17 protein-coding genes are annotated in these 23131 nt (G+C 71.8%); 15 read left to right on the top strand and 2 right to left on the bottom strand.

Annotated features, from left to right (window positions below; translation table 11 throughout):
• Positions 1-33: 33 nt before the first annotated feature.
• Both ACIQWA_RS02180 and ACIQWA_RS02175 read right to left on the bottom strand, forming a co-directional pair.
• Entirely contained in the window at positions 34-1482 is a 1449-nt protein-coding gene (locus tag ACIQWA_RS02180; protein ID WP_402476982.1) for an LPXTG cell wall anchor domain-containing protein, read from the bottom strand.
• A 997-nt stretch (positions 1483-2479) separates the two neighbouring features.
• Positions 2480-3655 carry an ROK family protein gene (locus ACIQWA_RS02175; protein WP_402476977.1) on the bottom strand — a complete coding sequence of 392 codons (1176 nt, stop codon included), beginning with the start codon at positions 3653-3655 and terminating at the stop codon, positions 2480-2482.
• A 138-nt stretch (positions 3656-3793) separates the two neighbouring features.
• On the opposite strand from ACIQWA_RS02175, the gene ACIQWA_RS02170 reads away from it, so the two are divergent.
• From ACIQWA_RS02170 to ACIQWA_RS02100, 15 genes are all read left to right on the top strand, one after another.
• A complete protein-coding gene (locus tag ACIQWA_RS02170) occupies positions 3794-4885 on the top strand; it encodes a Gfo/Idh/MocA family protein (protein WP_402476975.1) in 1092 nt (363 codons plus the stop codon).
• Positions 4879-6315 carry a sugar ABC transporter ATP-binding protein gene (locus tag ACIQWA_RS02165; RefSeq protein ID WP_402476972.1) on the top strand — a complete coding sequence of 479 codons (1437 nt, stop codon included), beginning with the start codon at positions 4879-4881 and terminating at the stop codon, positions 6313-6315. The genes ACIQWA_RS02170 and ACIQWA_RS02165 overlap by 7 nt, the downstream gene beginning before the upstream one ends.
• Positions 6312-7301: an ABC transporter permease gene (locus ACIQWA_RS02160; protein ID WP_402476969.1), complete on the top strand. Its 990-nt coding sequence runs from the start codon at positions 6312-6314 to the stop codon at positions 7299-7301. The genes ACIQWA_RS02165 and ACIQWA_RS02160 overlap by 4 nt, the downstream gene beginning before the upstream one ends.
• The gene (locus tag ACIQWA_RS02155) at positions 7298-8236 is read left to right on the top strand and encodes an ABC transporter permease (RefSeq protein WP_402476967.1); all 939 of its coding nucleotides are present in this window, start codon (positions 7298-7300) and stop codon (positions 8234-8236) included. Before ACIQWA_RS02160 ends, ACIQWA_RS02155 begins: the two co-directional genes overlap by 4 nt.
• A gap of 9 nt (positions 8237-8245) precedes the next feature.
• Positions 8246-9439 carry a substrate-binding domain-containing protein gene (locus ACIQWA_RS02150; protein WP_402476964.1) on the top strand — a complete coding sequence of 398 codons (1194 nt, stop codon included), beginning with the start codon at positions 8246-8248 and terminating at the stop codon, positions 9437-9439.
• A complete protein-coding gene (locus tag ACIQWA_RS02145) occupies positions 9440-10273 on the top strand; it encodes a sugar phosphate isomerase/epimerase family protein (protein WP_402476961.1) in 834 nt (277 codons plus the stop codon).
• Between the two features lie 47 nt (positions 10274-10320).
• Positions 10321-13854 carry a ThuA domain-containing protein gene (locus ACIQWA_RS02140; protein ID WP_402476959.1) on the top strand — a complete coding sequence of 1178 codons (3534 nt, stop codon included), beginning with the start codon at positions 10321-10323 and terminating at the stop codon, positions 13852-13854.
• A 69-nt stretch (positions 13855-13923) separates the two neighbouring features.
• Positions 13924-15153 carry a ThuA domain-containing protein gene (locus ACIQWA_RS02135; RefSeq protein ID WP_402476957.1) on the top strand — a complete coding sequence of 410 codons (1230 nt, stop codon included), beginning with the start codon at positions 13924-13926 and terminating at the stop codon, positions 15151-15153.
• A gap of 84 nt (positions 15154-15237) precedes the next feature.
• Positions 15238-16257, top strand: a complete 1020-nt coding sequence (locus ACIQWA_RS02130; RefSeq protein WP_402476954.1) for a sugar phosphate isomerase/epimerase family protein — start codon at positions 15238-15240, stop codon at positions 16255-16257.
• Position 16258: 1 nt separating this feature from the next.
• Positions 16259-17446: an inositol-3-phosphate synthase gene (locus ACIQWA_RS02125; RefSeq protein ID WP_402476951.1), complete on the top strand. Its 1188-nt coding sequence runs from the start codon at positions 16259-16261 to the stop codon at positions 17444-17446.
• On the top strand, positions 17443-18312 hold the full coding sequence (locus ACIQWA_RS02120) for an SCO3242 family prenyltransferase (protein ID WP_402476949.1): 870 nt from the start codon (positions 17443-17445) through the stop codon (positions 18310-18312). Before ACIQWA_RS02125 ends, ACIQWA_RS02120 begins: the two co-directional genes overlap by 4 nt.
• Complete coding sequence (locus ACIQWA_RS02115) at positions 18309-19706, top strand: EboA domain-containing protein (RefSeq protein WP_402476946.1); 1398 nt, start codon at positions 18309-18311, stop codon at positions 19704-19706. The genes ACIQWA_RS02120 and ACIQWA_RS02115 overlap by 4 nt, the downstream gene beginning before the upstream one ends.
• Positions 19693-20553, top strand: coding sequence for a TatD family hydrolase (locus ACIQWA_RS02110; RefSeq protein WP_402476943.1), 861 nt, complete (start codon positions 19693-19695; stop codon positions 20551-20553). The genes ACIQWA_RS02115 and ACIQWA_RS02110 overlap by 14 nt, the downstream gene beginning before the upstream one ends.
• Positions 20553-21740 (top strand): metabolite traffic protein EboE, encoded by a 1188-nt coding sequence (gene eboE, locus ACIQWA_RS02105; RefSeq protein WP_402476940.1) that lies wholly within the window; start codon positions 20553-20555, stop codon positions 21738-21740. Before ACIQWA_RS02110 ends, eboE begins: the two co-directional genes overlap by 1 nt.
• Positions 21737-23107, top strand: a complete 1371-nt coding sequence (locus ACIQWA_RS02100; protein WP_402476937.1) for an alkaline phosphatase family protein — start codon at positions 21737-21739, stop codon at positions 23105-23107. The genes eboE and ACIQWA_RS02100 overlap by 4 nt, the downstream gene beginning before the upstream one ends.
• Positions 23108-23131: the final 24 nt, after the last annotated feature.

The following is a 23131-nucleotide window of genomic DNA, read 5'->3' as shown; positions in this document are numbered from 1 at the left end:
CGCCCGGACGGCCCCTCCCCCGCGCTGACCGAACTAGTGGCGGCGGTGCCGCACCTGGCGCCGGCGGCGCAGGACGAGCAGCGCACCCGCACCGAGGAGAGCGGTACCGATCAGGGTCGGGACCAGGACGCTCCCGCCGGTGGCGGCGAGCTGCGAGCCCTTCTCGGACGGGGACGCGGAGTGGCCCGCCGCCTTGACCGGTCGCCTCGTCGCGTTCAGGGCCTCCGGCGCGTCTCCGTGTTCGGAGCTCACCGCGCTCGGCGTCGGACGGGTGGTGGCGGTCGGGCTGGTTCCGGCACCGGCGCTCCGGCTCGCGGTGGCCGCGGTTGCCGCGGTGCCCGCGCCGGCCGCCGCGGTGGTGGCGGTCGCGGTGCTGGGCTGGGCGCCCTGGTAGGCGAGATCGATGGTGACGTCGATGCCCTCGGGGGTCATCCTGCCGTAGGTCAGCGAGATGTGGTGCGCGAGGTCGGTCATCGGAGCGGCGCCCCTGAAGGAACCGAACATCGTGTCCTTGTCCTCGGCGGGGTTACGGAGGTTGACCGCGGCCGAGTAGTTCCCCTTGTTGATACGGAAGACGAAGACGCCCGGGTTCTCGATGTCGGTGTCCAGGGTGTTCGCGGCAACGGCGCGGTAGTCGAGGACGAGCCGGTCGCCGTCGGTGCCGAAGGGGATGTCGACGGCGCGGGTGCCACCGGCGGCCGCCGGGGCGTGGAGCGGGGTGAGGTGGACCGTCGTGGTCGTCGTGGGCGAGACGATCCGGTCGGCCGGCAGCCACTTCTTGGCGATGAGTTCGGGCGAGGACAGCCCCTTGTGACTGCCGCCGCCGCCCATGGGGGTGAGGTGGCTGTTCCCGTAGGCGGAGCAGCCGGTGAACTGCCCGACGGGGCACAGCTCACGCTCCTCGTGGGCGAAGCCCATGTTGTGCCCGAACTCGTGGAGGGCGGCGGTGGTGTCGTCCTGGTTGATCGCGCCCTCCTGGAACCAGGTGGTCGGGCCCGGCTGCGAACCCAGCCCCCACCAGCCGCACGCGTTGTCGCCGGGCATGACGATCGACAGGTGGTCGTACTTGACCTCGGCCGGCATGGCCTTGGCGGCCAGGTCGGCGATCCTGCCGGGCTCGCACTTGGTCTTGTCGACGTCGATGTCGAACGGTCCGAAGACGCCGTCGCCCTGCGCCGGCACCACGGCCAGCCGACCGCCGGAGTTCGTGGCGTAGTACGCGGCGACGGAGTCCTTGGACTTGAAGAGCTGCTGAACGGCCTTCTCGTGCACCACCTTGGCGTCGGACAGCGAGGCATTGCGGAAGTTCACCAGGACCACCGCGTGGCGGTCCGTCTTCTCCGGCCCCGGCTCGGCCGCGGCGGGAACGGCGAACGGGGCTCCGACGAGAGCCGTCGCCGCGGTGGCGGCCGCCAGGGCGACCGCCCGGCGGCCGAGTGGCCGCCGACCGGAGCGGGTGGGAGGGAGAGCTGTGCGTGCCATGCGCGCATTCCTTAACTTCTCGGGCGCCACGACCTCGCGTCGTGCGTCCCGAGGATCGGTTGACAACAGGTTCTCGTGACAGCTGCTGCCCGGGGGTCCGGTCGTGCCGTCACACGGAGGCACCGGGGTACGGCGGGGGCCGGTGATGTGCCTCCGTCCTGGGAGACGGGCCGCGGCGGTCCAGGTCACAGAAATTCGTTCGACGGGAATCGCGACCCTGTCGTCGGGGTCGAGCAGGGGCGCGGTGGGCCACGGCCGGAGGGGCCCGGAGGCGGTGCGGCCTCACGAGAACCTCAGCTTCCTTCCGACAAGCTGGCCGGGCGTCAGGTCCGCGCCGGTCCCGCGGGGAGCTCGCAGGACCGGGCGCTCCTGGTGTGCTCGTCAACGAGGGGAGTTCCCGTGTCATCTCCAGTGATTTCCAGGGCCACTGCCGCGCTGCTGGCCGGCGTGGCGAACGCCGCCGCGGTCGTCTTCGAGGCCTGGCTGCGCCTGGCGCGCCGGAAGCGGCGGTCATGAGGCCCACGCGGCGGGGAGGTCCGCGGGGTCCTTCACCGCGGGCTGTGCGATCGCCCCGCCGCTGCCGGACGCTCCCGGCGCCGCGTTGCCGATCTGTTATCAAGCTCCGCCCCCAGGGCATTGCCCCTCGGCCCTGGAATAGTTAACTTCTGTTACAAGGAGATGGGGGCTGATCGGGGACGGTGCAGCCGCTCATCCCGAGGCGCCCGCCGCCCTCGCCCTGGAGAGGGCGGCGGGCGCCGCCTGCTCGGCGTCGACGCTTCTGAGGTCGACGCTTCTGAACTCGACGCTTCTGAACTCGACCGGCGGGCAACCGGATTGGTCCCCGGCTCGCGGGTCGCGCGGGTGCGGCCCCGAGCGTGTGCGCCTGCGTGCTCCGGGGCGAGGGACACGGACGTTCGCCCCGTCCTCCGAATCGACGACGAGGTCTCGGTGGTCCATGTCTCCTTCCGAACTCCAACTGCCGGGCCAGGACGGCCCGTTACCGTTCGGCGACGGCGACCGCGCGGTCCACGGCCGTGGGGCTGAGGACGTGTTCGATGACCATGACGGATGCGCCGATGACGCCTGCGCGGTCGCCGAGTTCGCGCCCCCGGATGGCCAGGTGCTGGGTGGCGAGGGGGAGGGAGCGGCGGTAGATGACTTCGCGGACGCCGGCCAGCAGGTGCTCGCCGGCGTCCGCGAGGTCGCCGCCGATGATGATCACGCCGGGGTTGAAGAAGTTCACCAGGGCCGCCAGGACGTCGCCGATGTCCCGCCCGGCCTGGCGGATCAGCTGGACGGCGGTCGGGTTCCCGGCGCGCACCAGCTTGACCACGTCTCGGCCGTCGGCGGCCTCCGCGCCCTCCGCCCGCAGCCGGGCGGCGAGGGCCGCGCCACCGGCGACGGCCTCCAGGCAGCCCAGGTTCCCGCAGCGGCAGAGCCGGTCGGCGGCGGCGGCGACCCGGATGTGGCCGATGTCGCCGGCGGCTCCCTGTGCCCCTCGGTGGAGGCGGTGCTCGGTGATGATGCCGCTGCCGATCCCGGTGCCGACCTTCACGAAGAGCAGGTGCGCGACCTCGGGGCTGGCCGCCCAGTGTTCCCCGAGCGCCATGATGTTGACGTCGTTGTCGACCAGGACGGGGGCGCCGATCCGCGGGCCGAGCCAGCCGGGCACGTCGAAACCGTCCCAGCCGGGCATGATCGGCGGGTTGACCGGCCGTCCGGTGGTGTGTTCGACCGGTCCGGGGAGGCCGATGCCGGCGCCGCAGACGTCGGCGAGGGTGTGCCCGGACTCGGCCAGCAGGCTGGTGAACTCCTCGACCAGCCAGCCCAGTACGTGCTCCGGTCCGTCGGTGATCGGCACGTCCTGGCTGCGCTCGGCCAGCACACGGGTGGTCATGTCGGTGAGCGCGATCCGTGCGTGGGTGGCTCCGAGGTCGGCCGCGAGCACGATCCGCGCTCCGGCGTTGAAGGCGAACGCCACCGCGGGCCGGCCGCCCGAGGAGATCGCGCCGTCGGCCGGCACGACCCACTGCTGGTCCAGGAGGGCGTCGAGCCGCTGCGACACGGTGGACCGGGCCAGACCGGTGAGCTGCATCAACTCGGCACGGGTGCGGGCCTGACCGTCGCGCAGGATCGCCAGGAGGGCGCCCGCGCCTGCCGCTTCGGTGGTCAACTTCGCGTCTCCTTCATGTCGAACCTGCCGCCCGTCGGCTCGAGCCGGCTGCCTGTCGGCGTGTCAGCCGCACTTAATCATAACGGGAATCGTACTTATGCTTGACGGCCGTCATAAGTCATTCCTACGCTCTGAAACATGCTCGACATACGACGACAGTCGGCGGAAGTCAGAACAGGCATCGTTGGAACCGGCTTCATCGGCCGGATCCACGCCAGGGCCGTCCGGCAAGCCGGCGCCCGACTGGTGGGGATCGCAGGAGTGACCATGGACAGCGCAGTCGACGGGGCCCGAAGCCTCGGTGCGGAGAAGGCCTTCGAGTCGGCAGAGGAGCTGATCGAGTCCGGCCTCGTCGACGTCCTGCACATCTGCACGCCCAACCACCTGCACGCCCCCGTCGCACTGAAAGCGCTGGACGCCGGCCTGGCCGTGGTCTGCGAGAAGCCACTGGCGACGGACGCGACCACGGCCGCCCTGATGACGGCCCGCGCCCGGGACACCGGAGCGGTCGCCGCCGTCCCCTTCGTCTACCGCTTTCACCCGATGGTCCGCGAGGCCAGGGCGCTGCTCACCCAACTCGGCCGGGTCAGCCTGGTCCAGGGCAGCTACTTACAGGACTGGCTGCTCAAGTCGACGGACGACAACTGGCGGGTGGACCCCGACCGGGGCGGGCCCGGACGGACCATCGGAGACATCGGCTCCCACTGGTTCGACCTGGTCGAGTTCGTGACGAGGGACCGGGTCACCAGGGTGTGCGCGCAGACCTCCGTGGTCGTCGCCGACCGGGTGACCAGCGGTCCGGTCCTCACCGAGGACCTCGCTACCGTCCAGTTCACCACCGCCTCCGGCGCGCTCGGCTCGGTCGCCGTCAGCCAGGTCGCCCCCGGCCGCAAGAACCGGCTCTTCCTGGAGATCTCCGCCGCCGACGGCAGCCTCGTCTTCGACCAGGAGAACCCCGACCACCTCTGGCTCGGCGGACGCACCGGCTCCCGGGCCCTGGTGCGCGACCCGATGACCCTGTCGCCCGCCGCCAGGCCGTACTCCCCGCTCCCGGCCGGCCACCCGCAGGGATTCCACGACTGCTTCGACGCGTTCGTCGCCGACACCTACGCCACGATCCGGGGCGTGCGACGCGAGGGCCTGCCGACCTTCGAGGACGGAGCGCGCGCCGCCCGCATCACCGACGCCGTCCTGGAGTCCGTCCGCGACGGCGGGTGGGTCGCATGCTGAGGATGACGGGCATCGGCAAGAGCTTCCCCGGCGCCCGGGTGCTGACCGGTGTCGACCTGGACGTGGCGGCGGGCGAAGTGCACGCCCTCATCGGGGAGAACGGCGCCGGCAAGTCCACGCTCATGAAGATCCTCGCCGGTGTGCACCCCTGCGACGAGGGCACGATCGAGCTCGACGGCCGCGCAGTGGCGTTCAAGCACCCGCTCGACGCCCAGCGCGCCGGAGTCGCGATCATCTACCAGGAGCTCACCCTCCTGCCCGAGCGGACCGTCGCCGAGAACGTCTTCCTCGGCCGCGAGCCGGTGCGCCGCGGCCTGGTCGACCGGGCCGCCATGGAGACGACCACCGCCCGGCTGCTGGAGGAACTCGGCGAGGACTCCTTCGGCCCGCGCGACCTCGTACGCCGCCTCTCGGTGGCACAGCAGCAGGTCGTCGAGATCGTCAAAGCCCTCTCGGTGGACGCCCGGATCGTCGTCATGGACGAGCCCACCGCGGCGCTCGCCGAGCACGAGGTCGAGCTGCTGTACCGCCTGGTCCGCGAGCTGAGCCGACGCGGCATCGCCGTCCTCTACATCTCGCACCGGCTGCGGGAGATCTTCGAACTCGCCGATCGCGTCACCGTCCTCAAGGACGGGGCCAAGGTCACCACCCTCCCGGTCTCCGCACTCACCACCGCCGAACTCGTCCGCCTGATGGTCGGTCGCGAACTGACGGACTACTACCCGCCCCGCGCCACCCGCCCCGCCGGAGACGTGCTGCTCTCGGTGCGCGGCGGCGGCAACGACAAACTCGACGGCATCGACCTCGAACTGCGCGCCGGGGAGATCGTGGGACTCGCCGGACTGCAGGGCGCCGGCCGCACCGAACTGGCCAAGGCCCTGTTCGGCGCCGAACCGTTCACCCGCGGCGAGATGACCCCGAACCGCCCCGCGTCGGTCCAGGAGGGCATCGCCGCGGGCATCGGACTGGTCACCGAGGACCGCAAGTCCGAGGGCCTGGTCCTGCACCAGTCGGTGCGCGACAACGCCCTCCTGGTCGCGCGCACAGGCCGGGCCGGCGACCGCGCCTCGGTGCTGGACGTGCTGCGGCGCGTCCGGCTCGCGCCGCCCGCCCCGGAGAAGGAGGTGCGCCACCTCTCCGGCGGCAACCAGCAGAAGGTGGTCCTCGCCAAGTGGCTGACCGTCGCGCCCAACGTCCTGCTCTTCGACGAGCCAACCCGCGGCGTGGACGTCGGCGCGAAGGCGGCCATCCACGAGCTCGTACGGGAACTCGCCGAGGACGGCACGGCCGTCCTGATGATCTCCTCCGAGCTGCCCGAACTCATCGGCATGAGTGACCGCGTGGTCGTCCTGCGGGAAGGACGGATCGCCGGCCACCTGCCCGCAGGCTCCTCGGAGGAAGACGTGATGCACCTGGCGGCCGGGTCATGACCCAGCAGCTCGAAACCCTTCCCCCGAAGAGACCCGCGCTGCGGGGACTCGCCGCCGACAGCCCCGCCCGGCCCGTCTTCCTCGCCCTGGCCGTCCTGCTCCTGGTCGGCTGGCTCCTCTTCACCATCGACGGCGGTCAGTTCTTCGGCCAGACGAACATCGTCGGCATCCAGCAGCGATCGGCCGCACTCGGCATCGTCGCCGTCGGACAGACCCTGGCGATCCTGGCCGGCTCGCTGGACCTGTCCGTGACCTACCTGATCAGCCTGTGCTCGCTCGTCGCCGCCGAGACCATGGCGGACTACGGCGTCGTTCCGGCGATCGCCGCCGTCCTGGGCGTCAGCGCCCTGACCGGGCTGGTCAACGGACTGGTCATCACCCGGCTCAAGGTCCATGCGTTCATCGCCACCCTCGGCGTCTCGCTCATCATCAAGGGCATCCTGGAGAGCCGGTACGCCGGGCCCGCGGGCAGCGTCCCGGAATCCTTCCAGCACCTCGGCTACGACCGGATCGGTCCGGTGCCGGTCTCGGCCCTGCTGTGGCTGGCGATCGCGGCGGCGGCCTGGTTCCTGCTGCGCCGCACCACCCTCGGCTACCGGATCCACGCCGTCGGCGGCGACCCCGAGGTCGCCCGGCTGTCGGGCGTACGGACCGAGCGGGTCGTCGTCGCCACCCACGTGCTCTGCTCGCTGACCGCGGGCGCCGCCGGTCTGCTGCTCGCCGCCCGCCTCGGGGCCGGCTCGCCCACCGTCGGCACCGACGGCGGCTACGACCTGGAGTCCATCGCCGCCGTCGTGCTCGGCGGCACCGCTCTCGCCGGCGGCAAGGGCGGGGTCGCGGGCACCGTCGGGGGAGTGGCGCTGCTCGCCGTCCTCGACAGCATCTTCAACCAGCTGGAGATCAACTCCTTCGCCAAGGACGTGGTCCGCGGCGTCGTCCTGGTCGCCGCCCTGGCGATCTACGCCCGGAGGAGGCTCGCCCGATGAGACGCAACCTGCCCGTCCTCGGCGTCCTGGCCGTCCTGCTCGTCGCGATCGCCGCCGCCAACCCCTCGTTCTTCGAACCCCAGAGCTTCCTGGCCTTCGTCAAGCGGGCCGCTCCGCTGGCGATCCTCGCCGCCGGCCAGTACTTCGTCGTCGTCTCGGGCGAGTTCGACCTGTCCGTCGGTTCGCTCGTCACCGCCGAGGTCGTGATCGCCGCCCGGTTGATCGACGGCGAGTCGGGGGCGACCTGGCCGGTGATCGCGCTGCTGCTCGCCATCGGGGCGCTGGTCGGCGCGGTCAATGGGCTCGTGACCACGCGGCTTCGGGTGCCGTCGTTCATCGTGACGCTCGGCACGATGCTGATCCTCTCGGGCGCGGTCTTCCTGTGGACGGACGGAGCCCCGCGCGGCGCCCTGTCCCAGGAGTTCCGCCAGTTCGGGCGCGGCAGCCTCGGACCGGTGCCGTGGTCGGTGCTCATCCTCGCCGCAGCGGTGGCCGCCGTGGTCGCCCTGATGCGCGCCGACTTCGGACGCACCCTCGTCGCCACCGGTGACAACCCGCTCGCCGCCGGGCTGTCCGGTGTGCGCGTCCACCGCGTCAAGACGCTCGCGTTCGTCCTCTCCGGACTGTCCGCCGCCGTCTGCGCGATCCTGCTCGGCGGGTTCGCCGGGGTCTCCGCCAAGGTCGGACAGGGCCTGGAGTTCAGGGCGATCACCGCCGTCGTGGTCGGCGGCGTGGTGCTCGGCGGAGGCCGCGGCTCGGTCGTGGCCGCCATCGCCGGCGCCTTCACCCTGCAGTCCCTCTTCACCCTCCTCAACCTGCACGGCATCTCCGGGGCCATGGAGTACACCGTCCAGGGGCTCATCCTCATCGCCGCGGTCGCCCTCGGGACCGTTCAGCTTCCGCGGCGAGGCCGCCGCTCCACCTCCACCGCATAAGGGACCACCATGCTCCTCACCCACAGACGCGTACTCGCCGCCGCCGCATTCGCCGTGCTGCTCCCGCTGACGGCCTGCTCGTCGGACAAGATTGGGAACGACGGCGCGTCCGCGTCCGCCGGTGCCACGAAGAAGACCGGTGACCAATCGAAGTTCTTCGTCCAGGAGGACTACGACGCCCAGCTCGCGATGCGTACCAAGACGCCGACCGGCCCGGCCGACAAGCCGTGGGAGCAGGCCATCGACCCGCAGCCGGTCGACACCTCGACGTACAAGAAGGCCGGCCCGCACCACCTGTGCTTCTCCAACGCCGCGACCAACAACCCCTGGCGGCAGGTCGGTTGGAAGACCATGCAGGCCGAGGCCAAGAGCCACCCGGAGATCGCCGAGCTCACCGCCCTGGACGCCGAGGGCAAGGACGACAAGCAGATCTCCGACATCGCGGAACTCCAGGCCAAGGGCTGCGACGCACTCATCGTCTCGCCCAACACGACCGCCACCCTCACCCCGGCCGTCAAGGCCGCCTGCGGGAAGATCCCGGTCATCGTCTTCGACCGGGGCGTCCAGACCGACTGCCCGGTCACCTTCATCAAGCCGATCGGCGGCTACGCCTTCGGCGCCGCCGGTGCCGAGTTCCTCACCCAGAAGGTGAAGCCCGGCGGTAAGGTGCTCGCCCTGCGCATCCTGCCCGGCGTGGACGTGCTGGAGACCCGTTGGTCGGCCGCGAAGGTCGCCTTCGACAAGAGCAAGCTGGACGTGGTCGGTGTGGAGTTCACCGACGGCGACGCCGCCAAGACCAAGAGCATCGTCTCGAACTACATCCAGCGCTACGGAAAGCTCGACGGCATCTGGATGGACGCCGGCGCCACCGCCGTCGCGGCCGTCGAGGCCTTCGAGGACGCCGGTCAGCCCGTCCCGCCGATCAACGGCGAGGACCAGCAGGACTTCCTGCAGAAGTGGAAGGACGCCAAGCTGACGGCGGTGGCCCCGACCTACCCGACCTACCAGTGGCGCACCCCGGTGATCGCCGCGCTGAGGATCCTCAACGGCGAGAGCGTGCCGAAGGTCTGGAACCTCCCGCAGCCGACCATCACCCAGGACACCCTCGCCACCTACCTCAAGCCAGGCATGCCCCCGCTGCACTACGCCCTCTGCGGGTGCGAGACGCTGCCCGGCTACCCGCAGGCCTGGGGTGGCAGGTAGATGCGCGAGATCGGTGTCAACACCTGGGTCTGGACCTCCCCGCTGACGGACGAGAGGCTGGCCGAGCTCGTCCCGCACGTCGCCACCCTGGGGTTCGACGTGATCGAACTCCCGGTGGAGCACCCGGGCCAGTGGGATCCCCACCGCGCCGCCGAACTGCTGCGCAGCTACGGACTCGGCGCCTCGGTCGTGCTCGTCATGCCCCCGGGCCGGGAACTGGTCGCCGCCCCACCCGGGACCGTCCGGGCGACCCAGGACTACCTGCGGCACTGCGTGGACGTCGCGGGCATCGTCGGCGCGCCGGCGGTCAGCGGCCCCGCCTACGCGTCGGTCGGTCGCACCTGGCACCTGGACGCCGACCAACGCCGGTCCGTCTACGCCGAGTTGAGGGAGAACCTCAAGCCCGTCGTGGACCACGCGGCCCAGCGCTCGGTGCGGATCGGCATCGAGCCGCTCAACCGCTACGAGACCAGCCTGATCAACACCGTCGACCAGGCACTGGAGGCGCTGCCCGAAGGATGCGGGCTCGCCCTCGACACCTACCACCTCAACATCGAAGAGAGGAGCCCGGCGCAGGCCGTCCGGGCGGCCGGTGAACGGCTCGTCCACCTCCAGGTCTGCGGCACCGACCGCGGCGCCCCGGGCGCCGACCACTTCGACTGGCCCGCCTTCACCGAAGCCGCCGACCTCGTCGGCTACGGCGGCCCGCTGGTCATCGAGTCCTTCACCCCCGACAACACGACGATCGCCACCGCGGCCTCCGTCTGGCGTCCGCTGGCCCCCAGCCCGGACGCCCTCGCCGCGGACGGCCTGGCGTTCCTGCGCACCCTCTGAGCACTGATCGACCCCCACGTTCCTCCACCCACCACTGGAGAACCACAGTGCAACGATCGAGACTGAAGCGCGGCCTCGCCGCGCTCGGCGCCGCCGTCCTCGGCGCAGCGCTCCTGCAGATACCGGCCGCCCACGCGGCGGAGCCGGCGTTCAAGGTGCTGCTGTTCACCAAGACCGCCGACGGATCCTTCCGGCACGACTCCATCGACGCCGGCGTAAAGATGTTCCAGCAGCTCGGCGCCGACAACGGCTTCCAGGTCGACCGGAGCGAGGACGCCACCGTCTTCAACTCGGCGACCCTGAGCACCTACAGTGCCGTCGTCATGTTCCAGACCTCCGGGATGGTCTGGGACACCGACGACGAGCGGAAGGCCGTCCAGGACTACGTGCACAGCGGCCACGGCATCGTCGCGGTCCACAACGCCACCGACATGAGGATCCAGGGGCAGTTCCCCTGGTGGGACCAGGTCCTGATGGGCGGCGCCCACATGACCGAGCACTCGGCCGGCGTCCTGAACGGCACCGCCAAGGTCGCGGACAAGGTCCACCCCTCCACCCAGGGGCTGCCGGACCGCTGGACGCGCGCCGAGGAGTGGTACAACTTCGACAAGGACCAGCGCGGCGACGTGCACGTCCTGGTCACGGCGGACGAGACGACCTACGACGCCGGGCCGAAGAAGATGGGCCCCGACCACCCGATCTCCTGGTGCCGCAACGCCGAGGGCGGCAAGGTCTGGGCCACCGCCATGGGCCACGAGTCCTCGGCCTACTCCGAGCCGCTGTTCAAGCAGCACCTGCTGGGCGGCATCAAGTGGGCCGCGGGCAGCGCGGCCGGCGACTGCAGCGGCACCGTCACCAAGAGCTTCCAGAAGGTGACCCTCGACGGGCGCCCCACCCAGCCGATGGCGCTGGACGTCGCGCCGGACGGGAAGGTCTTCTACGTCTCCCGCTCCGGCGAGCTGAACGTCATCCACACCCACGACGGAGTGCCGGAGACCCACCTCGCGGGCAAGCTGGACGTCTACGACGGCGGCGAGGCCGGCCTGGTCGGCGTGGCGCTCGACCCGGGCTTCGCCACCAACCGGTGGATCTACCTCTACTACGCGCCGAAGAGCCCCCAGGTGAACCGGCTCTCCCGCTTCACCGTCAACGCGGACGACACCCTCGACAAGGCCAGCGAGAAGCAGCTGCTGAACATCCCGGTCGGCCGTGACAGCGAGCCCGGCCACACCGGCGGCTACCTCACGTTCGGCCCCGGCGGCAACCTCTACATCGGGACCGGTGACGACACCAACCCGTTCGAGTCCGACCTCTACACCCCCATCGACGAGCGGCCCGGGCGGCAGAGGTTCGACGCGCAGGGCTCCGCCGCCAACACCAACGACCTGCGCGGCAAGATCCTGCGCATCCACCCCGAGAGCAACGGGAGCTACACGGTCCCCTCGGGCAACCTGTTCGCGCCCGGAACCGCGAAGACCAAGCCCGAGATCTACGTGATGGGCATGCGCAACTCCTTCCGGTTCTCCGTGGACAAGGAGACCGGGTGGATCTCGGCCGGCGACTACGGGCCCGACGCCTCGGTGCCGGACGCGAACCGCGGCCCCGAGGGGCACGTCACCTGGGACCTGATCAAGGAACCCGGCAACTACGGCTGGCCGTACTGCGTGGCGAACAAGATCCCGTACAACAAGTACGACTTCGCGACCCACACCTCGGGCGCGAAGTTCGACTGCGACAAGCCGGTCAACCACTCGCCCAACAACACCGGGCTGACCGACCTGCCGCCGACCAAGGCGGCGACGGTCTGGTACACCTACGATCCCTCCACGAAGTTCCCCGAGATCGACCACGGGCAGGGCGCGGCCCCGATGGGCGGGCCGTTCTACCACTACGACCCGGACAACCCCTCGGACCGCAAGTTCCCCGAGTACTACGACAAGACGCCGTTCTTCTACGAGTGGAGCCGCAACTTCGTCAAGGAATTCAAGCTCGACTCCAACGGTGAGCTCCTGAAGATCAACCCCTTCCCCGCGGACCTCAAGCCGCGCGGGCCGATCGACATGAAGTTCGGTCCGGACGGCGCGATGTACCTGGCCGAGTGGGGCAACGGCTTCGGCCGCACCAACAAGGACGCCGGGATCTACCGGATCGACTACGTCTCCGGCAAGCAGGCCCCGCTCGCGAAGGCGAGCGCAACCCCCGACTCCGGGCAGCCGCCGCTGGACGTCGCATTCTCCTCGGCGGGCTCCGTCGATCCGAACGGCGAGGCGCTCACCTACCTGTGGGACTTCGGGGACGGATCGACGTCCACCGACGCCAACCCCACCCACACCTACACCGACAAGGGCACGTTCAAGGCCCGGCTGACGGTCACCAATGCGAGCGGGAAGTCGGCCGCGATCACCGTGCCGGTCGCGGTGGGCGTGGTCCGCCCGACGGTCCGCTTCACCAGCCCGCCCGACGGAGGCTTCTTCGGCTGGGGTGACAGCGTCAGCTACACGGTCGAGGTGACCGACCCCGACGGCGGACCCGTCGACTGCGCCAAAGTGAAGGTCTCCCCGGCGCTCGGCCACGACCACACCCACACCCACGAGACCGGTCAGTTCACCGGCTGCTCCGGAACGTTCACGACCAACTCGAGCGGACACGGCGAGTTCGCCGACATCTACATGGTGCTCACCGCCGACTACATCAGTCCGAACGGACTGACCGGAACCACCAGCATCATGCTGCAGCCCAAGCGCAAGCAGGCCCCGCACTACACCAGCCACTCCGGCACCGAGATCGTCGCGTCGGCCGGGGCCGAGGGCGGCAGGGTCCTCGGCACCATCAGGAACGGCGACTGGATCTCGTTCGACGAGATGAACCTGGCCGGGATCGACACCGTGTCCGCCCGGGTGTCCTCGCCGGCCGACGGTGGCGGCACGATCGAGATCCACGCCGACGCGCCGGACGGCACGCTCGTCTCCACGATCGCGGTCCCGGCGACCGGCGGATGGGAGACCTTCGCCGCCACCGCGCCCGTCAAGGTCGCCGACCCCGGCGGCACCCACACCCTGTACGCGGTGTTCGGCGTCACGGGGGGGTCGTTCAACGTGAACTCCTTCACCTTCGGCGGCAAGGGCGTTTCCGTGACGACCGGCCCGCAGCCCGGTGGCAGGTACGTGGTGACGAACGCCGGCAGCGGCAAGGCCCTCGAGGTCCAGGCGGCGTCCACGGCCGACGGCGCAGCGGTCGTCCAGAACCCGAACACCGGCGCGGCCTCCCAGCAGTGGACGCTGAACGGCGGCGCGAACGGGCCGTTCACGATGAAGGCGCAGAACAGCGGCAAGTGCCTGGACCTGACGGCCGACCAGGTCGGCGTCGACGGCGCCAAGCTCTGGCAGTGGGGCTGCTGGGGCGGCGTCAACCAGCAGTGGAGGGTGGAGTCCGTCGGCTCCGACACCTTCCGGATCGTCTCGGCGGCGAGCGGCAAGTGCCTGGACGTGCCGGAGAACTCCGGCACGAACGGGCTCCAGCTGAACCAGTACGCCTGCAACGGCACCCCTGCCCAGCAGTGGAAGTTGAGCAAGGTCAACTGACCGTCCGCCCGGCGCCCACCAGCGGTGGGCGCCGGGCCCACCTCCCGGTCCCCCTCCTACGGAGTTCACATGCGCCCGCTCAGAACACTCCTGCCCGCACTGGGCCTCGGCCTCGCACTCACCCTCACCGTCCCCGCCGGCTCCCCGGTGGCCGACCCCGCACAACCCGCCTTCAAGGTGCTCGTCTTCTCCAAGACCCAAAAGCCCGACGGCTGGCGGCACGACTCGATCCCCGCCGCCGTCCAGGCCCTCAAGGACCTCGGCGCCGCGAACGGTTTCGCGGTCGACGCCACCGAGGACGACCAGGTGTTCACCCCCGCCAACCTGGCGAACTACCGGGCGGTCGTCTTCGCCCTGACCACCGGTGACGTCCTCGACACCACCGAGAAGGCCGCCTTCGAGGGCTACATCCGCGCCGGCGGCGGCTACGCGGGCATCCACTCCGCCTCCGACACCGAGTACAACTGGCCCTTCTACGGCCAGGTCGTCGGCGCGTACTTCAAGAGCCATCCCGACCAGCAGCAGGCCACGGTGGTCGTCGAGGACCGGACCAACCCCAGCACCGCCCACCTGCCCGCCACCTGGAGCAGATGGGACGAGTGGTACAACTTCCGTACGAATCCCCGGGATTCCGTGCACGTCCTCGCCTCCGTCGACGAGTCGACGTACGACCCGGGGGACGGGATGGGCGACCACCCCATCACGTGGTGCCAGAACGTCCAGGGCGGCCGGTCCTGGTACACCGGGATGGGCCACACCATCGAGTCCTACGCCGACCCCGCCTTCCGGGCCATGCTCCTCGGCGGCATCCGCCTTGCGGCGGGCGTGGAGCAGGCCGACTGCAGTCCTGCGGGGCCGGTGGGCCCGGTGGGTGCCGGTACGTTCACCGTGACGAATGCGGCCAGTGGCAAGGCCGTTGACGCGGCGTCCGCACCGGTGGAGGATGGTGCCGCGGTCGTCCAGAACGCGCCGAACGGCAGCGCCGTTCAGCGGTGGAGGCTGAGCGACGCCGGGGACGGCGCGTTCACGCTGACGGCGGCCGGCGGCAAGTGCCTCGATGTGCCGGGCGACAGGATCGCCGCGGACGGCGCCAAGCTCCAGCAGTGGGCCTGCTCGGGCGGTGACAACCAGAGGTGGACGGTGGAGCCCGTCGGCTCGGGCGTGTACCGGCTGGTGTCGGTGGCGAGCGGCAAGTGCCTGGACGTGCCGGGGAACTCCGGCGCGAACGGTCTCCAGTTGAACCAGTACGCCTGTAACGGCACCGCCGCCCAGCAGTGGAAGCTCACGCGGGTCGGCTGACCCGGCCCAGGCCCGGCGCCCGACCGCCTTCCGGCGGGCGTCGGGTCCACCCCATCCTCCCAGCACAGCAGAAGTGGAACCGCGATGACACGTCCTGTCACCCTTTTCACCGGACAGTGGACGGACCTTCCGTTCGAGGAGGTCTGTGAGCTGGCCTCCAGTTGGGGTTACGACGGTCTGGAGATCGCGTGTGGGGGTGACCATTTCGAGGTCGACCGCGCGATCGCCGACCCCGGGTACGTGCGTGGCAGACGCGAGATCCTGGAGCGCAACGGCCTTCAGGTGTGGGCGATCTCGAACCACCTGGTGGGCCAAGCGGTGTGCGACCACCTGATCGACGAGCGGCACCGGGCGATCCTGCCGGGGCGGTTGTGGGACGCGGATCCGGAGAAGGTGCGGCGCAACGCCGCTCGGGAGATGGGGGACACCGCGAGGGCGGCGCGGCTGCTGGGTGTCGACACGGTGGTGGGCTTCACCGGCTCCCCGGTCTGGCACACCGTGGCGATGTTCCCGCCCGTCACGTCCGCGAGGGTCGATGCCGGGTACCGGGAGTTCGCGGACCGGTGGAACCCCGTCCTGGACGTGTTCGAGGAGGTGGGTGTCAGGTTCGCGCTGGAGGTGCATCCGAGCGAGATCGCCTACGACTACTGGACGACCCACCGGACGCTGGAGGCCATCGGCCACCGGCCGTCGTTCGGTCTCAACTGGGATCCGTCCCACATGGTCTGGCAGGACCTCGACCCGGCCGGCTTCATCCTGGAGTTCGCCGAGCGGATCTACCACGTGGACTGCAAGGACACCCGGGTGCGCGTCGGCGACGGCCGCCGCGGGCGTCTCTCCTCCCACCTGCCCTGGGGCGACCCGCGGCGCGGCTGGGACTTCGTCTCGACCGGACACGGCGACGTCCCCTGGGAGGACTGCTTCCGCGCGCTGAACGCGGTCGGCTACGACGGCCCGATCTCCATCGAATGGGAGGACGCCGGAATGGACCGCCGGCACGGTGCCGCCGAAGCCGTCTCGTTCATCCGCCGGATCGCCGCCATCGTGCCCCCGGCGGCCGCGTTCGACTCCGTGTTCGGCGCAAGCACCCCCTCGGAGGCATGACATGGGCAACCTGCCCGGACAGGACACCGGGCGTGTCGGGGTCTGGTTCATCGGGGCGCGGGGTTCGGTGGCCACCACCGCGGTGGTCGGCGCCGCCGCCGTCGGTGCCGGCCTGGTCCCGCCGACCGGAATGGTGAGCGAACTCCCCGAGTTCGTCGGAGCGGGCCTGCCCCCGCTCGCCAGGCTGGTGTTCGGCGGCCACGACATCGTCACCACCTCGCTCCCCAAGCGGGCCGAGCAACTCGCCGACGCGGGGGTGTTCTCCCCGGCACTGCTGCCCGCCGTCGCCCGCGCCCTCCAGCTCGCCGAGCTGGAGGTCCGGCTGGGAGCCACCCCGGCCCGGTCGGGCGAGCCCCAGGAAGCGGCGGCCGCCTCCCTCACCGCCGACCTGACCTCCTTCCGGGAACGCAACCGGCTGAGCCAGGTCGTGGTGGTGAACGTCTCCTCCACCGAACCGGTGGCCCCGCTCCGTCGCGCCCACCAGAGCGTCGGCGCGCTGGAGGAGGCCCTCGCCACCAGGCCCGACGTCCTGCCGACGAGTTCGCTGTACGCCTACGCGGCGCTGCGGGCCGGCTGCTCCTACGTGGACTTCACCCCGTCACGGGGCATCCGGCTACCGGCGCTGCGTCAACTCGCCGGCCAGCGGCGGCTGCCCTTCGCCGGCAGCGACGGCAAGACCGGTGAGACGCTGGTGCGCGCCGCCCTCGCCCCGATGTTCACCCACCGCGCCTTGCGGGTGCGATCGTGGTCGGGCACCAACCTGCTCGGCGGAGGGGACGGCGCCACGCTGGCCGAACCGGCCGCCGCCGCCAGCAAGAACGCCTCCAAACGCAGCGGCCTGGCCGCCATGCTCGGCGACCAGGTCCAGGGCTGCACCCACATCGACTACGTGCCCAGCCTGGGCGAGCAGAAGACCGCATGGGACCACATCGCCTTCGAGGGCTTCCTCGGCACGCCGATGACCATGCAGTTCACCTGGCAGGGGGTGGACTCGGCGCTCGCCGCGCCGCTGGTCCTCGACCTGGCCCGGTTCCTCGCCCGCGCACGGCAGTTGGGCGCCGCCGGCCCGCAGGAGCAGCTCGCCTTCTTCTTCAAGGACCCGGTCAGGGCCGACAGGTCGGCAGGCGAGCACCGGCTGGTCACCCAGTTCGAGACCCTGCGCGCCTGGTACCGGGGAGGCCGGTCGTGACCGGCCTGCGGGCGCTGGCGGAACTGGTGCGCGCCCCGGCCGCGCTCACCGTCCCCGGCGACACCCTGCTCGGCGCCGCCGCCGCGGGCCGGCCGGCCGGCGCCAGGGCGGTCGGACTCGCGGCGGCATCGGTGAGCCTCTACTGGGCGGGGATGGCCTTGAACGACTACGCCGACCGGCACATCGACGCCGAGGAACGGCCCGGCCGACCCATCCCCTCCGGCCGGATCAGCCCGCGCTCCGCGCTCGTCACCGCCTCGGTCCTCACCGGCACGGGCCTGGCCCTGGCGGGCGCGAGCGGCGGACGAACGACCCTGGCGCTCGCCCTGCCGCTCGCGGCGACCGTCTGGGCGTACGACCTGAAGCTCAAGCACACCCCGTTCGGGCCGACCGCCATGGCCACCGCCCGGGGACTCGACGTGCTCATGGGCGCCGGGGCGACGCGCTGGCGGCAGGCCCTCGCCCCCGCCGGCACGATCGCCTGCCACACCTACGCGGTCACGACGGTGAGCCGCCGGGAGGCCCACGGCGCCACCGCGGCGCTCCCGGCCGGCGCGCTGGCCGCCACCGGCCTCATCGGCCTGGGCGCCGCGGCCCTGCCCCCGGCGGACGCGGCCCCCGCCCACCGCGCCACCGCGACCGCCGTGCTCGGGGGCTACCTGCTGGCGGCGGGCGGCGCGCAGCTCGCCGCCACCGTCCGCCCCGACGCGGCGCACCTGCGGCGGGCCGTCGCCGCCGGCATCCACGCCGTGATCCCGCTCCAGGCGGCCCTGACCGCGCGCGCCGGATCCGTCCGGGCGGCCCTGTCACTGCTGGCCGCCTACCCGCTGGCCAGAGGCCTGGCCCGAAAGGTCTCCCCGACATGACCGCACTGAGATTCGGCTACGGCACCAACGGGCTGACCGACCACCGCCTCGACGAGGCCCTGGAACTGATCGCCGGCCTCGGATACACCGGGGTCGCCCTCACCCTGGACCACGGCCACCTCGACCCGTACGCACGCGACCTGCCCGGGGCACTGGCCCGCGTCCGGAGGAAGCTGACCGCGCTCGACCTGGGCCTCGTGGTGGAGACCGGCGCCCGCTACCTGCTCGACCCCTGGCGCAAACACGCCCCGACCCTGGTGGACGCCGACCCCGGCGGCCGCGCCCGCCGCCTCGACCTGCTCCAGCGGGGGATCCGGATCGCGGCGGACCTGGAAGCCGAGGTGCTCTCCTTCTGGAGCGGCGCCCCCGAGCCCGGAACGAGCCACGAGCACGCCTGCCAGTTCCTGGTCGACGGCTGCGCCGCCCTCGTGGAGACCGCACGCAGCGTCGGGGTCCAGCTCGGCTTCGAGCCGGAGCCCGGGATGCTGGTCCCGGACCTGGACGGCTACGAGCGGCTGCGGGCCGCCCTCGGCGGGCCGGCCGCCTTCGGCCTCACCCTCGACATCGGGCACTGCCGGTGCCTCGAACCGGCCTCCCCGGCCGAGTGCGTGCGGCGAGCGGCGCCGTGGCTGGTCAACGTCCAGATCGAGGACATGCGCCGGGGTGTCCACGAGCACCTGGAGTTCGGCGAGGGCGAGATCGACTTCCCGCCCGTCCTGGCGGCCCTGTCGGAGGTCGGGTACCGCGGGCTCGTCGCGGTCGAGCTGCCCCGGCACGGGCACAGCGGGCCGCTGACGGCGCTGCGCTCCCTCACCGCCCTGCGCGCGGCCTCCGCCGACCCCTGGACCGCCGCCGCCGTCGACCGGGTGCGCTCCGACCCCGCCGTGCTGACCGAGCTGTTCCCGATCGCCGCCCGCAGCACCGGCCCCGAGCGGGGAGAAGCCGCGCGGGGCCAACTGCTGCTGGCGCTCCCGGACACCGGTCTGGCGGCAACCCTCGAGAAGCTCTACCACGGGGGAGACGCGGCCGAGCGCCTCGCGGTGCTGCGCACCCTCCCGCTGCTCGACCAGGCCGGCCGCATCGGCCCGGACGCGCTGCCGCTGATCACCGACGCCCTGCGCACCAACGACATCCGGCTGGTGACGGCGGCGGTGGGCCCGTACGCGGCCCGGTACCTCGACCAGCCCGCCTGGCGTCAGGCCGTCCTCAAGTGCGTCTTCACGGGCATCCCGCTGGACGCCGTGGCGGGCCTGGCCCGCCGCACCGACCCCGAACTCGTCCGCATGTTCCGGGACTTCGCCGCCGAGCGCACCGCCGCGGGGCGAAGGGTCCCCGAGGACCTGGGCCTCCAGATCGACCACCACAGCACGGGAGCGGTCCATGCGCATCTTTGACCCCCACATCCACATGACCTCCCGCACCACCGACGACTACCGGGCGATGCACGCCGCCGGCGTCCGCGCCCTGGTCGAGCCGGCCTTCTGGCTCGGCCAGCCACGCACCTCGGCCGCCAGCTTCCGCGACTACTTCGACGCCCTGCTCGGCTGGGAGCCCTACCGCGCCGCCCAGTACGGCATCCAGCACTTCTGCGCGATCGCGCTCAACCCCAAGGAGGCCAACGATCCGCGGTGCACGCCGATCCTCGACGACCTGCCCCGATACCTGGTCAAGGACCGGGTCGTCGCCGTCGGCGAGATCGGCTTCGACGCGATGACCGATTCCGAGGAGCGCGCCTTCACCGCGCAGCTCGCCCTCGCCCGCGAGCACGGCCTGCCCGCCCTCGTCCACACCCCGCACCGCGACAAGGCCGTCGGAACGAGCCGCGCCCTGGAACTCGTCCGCGCCGACGGGATCGACCCGGCCATGGTGGCGATCGACCACCTCAACGAGATCACCGCGCCGCTGGTCGCCGGCACCGGTTGCTGGATGGGCTTCTCCATCTACCCCGACACCAAGATGGACCCGGACCGGATGGTGCGCATCCTCCAGGAGCACGGCACCGCCCGCGTCCTGGTCAACTCGGCCGCGGACTGGGGCCACAGCGACCCGCTGCTCACCCGGTCCACCGCGGCCGCCATGCTCGCCGCCGGTTTCTCCGAGGGCGACGTCGAGCAGGTGCTGTGGCGCAACCCGGTCGAGTTCTACGGGCAGAGCGGCCGCCTCGTCCTCGAACCGGCCCCCGACCGGCCGGCCGAGGACGCGGTGTTCGCCGGCAACTCCGTGCGCAGGGGAGGTCGTTGATGCGGCTGCGGCACCGGAGCGGGGAGGTCGTCCACCTCGGCTACTGCACCAACGTGCACCCGGCCGAGGACCTGGCCGGCATCCTGCGGCAACTCGACACCTACGCCGTCCCCGTGCGGGAGCGACTCGGGGAGTCCCGCCTCGGTCTGGGGCTCTGGCTCGCCCACCAGGTCGCCGCCGAACTGGCGGCCGACCCGTCGGCGGCCCGGCGGCTGCGCGCCGAACTCACCGCCCGCGGGCTGGAGGTCGTGACCCTCAACGGCTTCCCCTACCAGGGATTCCACGACCCGGTCGTCAAGTACTCCGTGTACTGGCCCGACTGGGCCTCGCCACAACGCCTCCACTACACCTGGGACCTGGCCCGGGTGCTGGCGCTGCTCTTGCCGGACGACGTCGTCGAGGGCAGCGTCTCCACCCTGCCGTTCGGCTGGGGGGCCGGTTGGACCCAGGACCACCACGGCCGGGCGCGGCAGCACCTCGACCTCCTCGGGCAGGAGCTGGGCGAGATCTTCCGGCAGACCGGGCGCACCATCAGGGTCGGGTTCGAGCCCGAACCGGGCTGCCTGATCGAGACGACCGGACAGGCGGTCCAGCACCTGTCCAGCCTCGACCCGGAGTACTTCGGCGTCTGCCTCGACACCTGTCATCTGGCCGTCGCCTTCGAGGAGCCGGAGGCGGCCCTGGCCGAACTGGCACGAGCGGGCATCGGCGTCATGAAGGTCCAGGTCTCCTGCGCCCTCCACACGGCCACGCCGACGGACCCCGCCGCGCGCGGCGCGCTGGCGGCGTTCGACGAGCCGAGGTTCCTCCATCAGACCAGGCAGGCCGGCCGGCCACCGGTGGGCACCGACGACCTGCCGGACGCGCTCACCGGGCCCACGGCCCCGAGCGGTGCGGGCCCGTGGCGCACGCACTTCCACATCCCGGTGCACGCGGACCCGTCGCCCCCGCTGGCCTCCACCCGCCCGGTGCTCCAGCGCGCGCTCGCGGCGCTGCTCGCCGCCGACCGGCCGCAGACCCGCCACCTGGAAGTCGAGACGTACACCTGGTCGGCGCTCCCCGAACCTCCGCGCGGCAGCGCCGATCTGGTCGAGGGAGTCGCCGCCGAACTCGACTGGACCCGCCGGGAACTCCTGCGGCTGGGCCTGACGCCGCTCCCGTCGATGCAGGGCGGGAGCACCCGATGAGTGTCGTGGTCCTCGATGTCGTCGGACTCACCCCGCGGGTGCTCGTCCACATGCCCCGCCTGCGGGCCGTCGCCGATTCCGGGTTCTGCGCGCGGTTGGACACCGTCCTTCCCGCCGTCACCTGCTCGGTGCAGTCCACCTTCCTGACCGGGGAGCCGCCCGCCGGGCACGGTATCGTCGGCAACGGCTGGTACGACCGCGACACCGGCGAGGTCGCGTTCTGGCGCCAGCACAACGGGCTCGTCCAGGGGGAGAAGGTCTGGCAGGCGGCCCGCCGCACCGCCCCCGGTCTGAAAGTGGCCAACATCTGCTGGTGGTACGCGATGGGGGCCGACGTCGACATCACCGTCACCCCACGGCCGGTCTACCACTACGACGGCCGCAAGTCCCCGGACTGCTACACCGTTCCGGCCTCGCTGCGCGAGACGCTCACCGCCGAACTCGGCCGCTTCCCGCTGTTCGACTACTGGGGGCCCAGGGCCGGCCTCGCCTCGTCCCGGTGGATCATCGGGGCCGCCCGGCGGATCATCGAGCGGGAGGACCCGGACCTGACGCTCGTCTACGTGCCGCACCTCGACTACGACCTCCAGCGCCACGGCCCGGACTCACCGCAGGCCAGGGCGGCCGCGGCTGAACTCGACGCCCTCCTCGGCCCGTTCGTCGAGTGGCTGGGCGCCCGGGGAACCACGGTCGTCGCGCTCAGCGAGTACGGCATCACCGAGGTGCGGCGCCCCGTCGACATCAACCGGGCGCTGCGCCGGGAGGGCCTGCTGAACGTCCACACCCAGCAGGGCATGGAGTACCTGGACCCGTGGACGTCCCGCGCCTTCGCCACGCCCGACCACCAGGTGGCGCACGTGTACGTGGCCGATCCCGCCGATCTGGAGCGGGTCCGGGGGCTGCTGCTGCGGACCGGCGGCGTGGACCGGGTGCTGGACCGGGACGGCCAGGCGGAGTTCGGTCTGGACCACCCCCGCGGCGGCGAGCTGCTCGCGATCGCCTCCGCCGACAGCTGGTTCACCTACTACTACTGGCTGGACGACGACCGCGCCCCGGACTTCGCCCACGGCGTGGAGATCCACCGCAAGCCTGGCTACGACCCGGCCGAGCTCTTCTTCGACCCGGGCGACCCGCTGGTCATGGTGCGTGCCGCGATGTCGCTGGCCAAGCTGCGGCTCGGCATCCGCGGCACCATGTCGGTGGTGCCCACCGACCCGTCCTGCGTCCGCGGCAGCCACGGACGCCTCCCGGACGACCCGCAGGACGCCCCCGTGCTGCTGTGCTCCAGCCGCGAGCACGCCCGTGACCGCTTCCACGCCACCCAGGTGAAGCGGTTCCTGCTCTCCTGCCTGGGGGCCGGGGGTTGAGGGCCCGGTGTGTGCCGCTCGTTG

This window comes from Kitasatospora sp. NPDC098652 (assembly GCF_044760155.1).
Lineage (GTDB): Bacteria > Actinomycetota > Actinomycetes > Streptomycetales > Streptomycetaceae > Kitasatospora.
The sequence above is the reverse complement of the archived record's forward strand: the minus strand, read 5'-3'. Positions and strand labels throughout refer to the sequence as shown.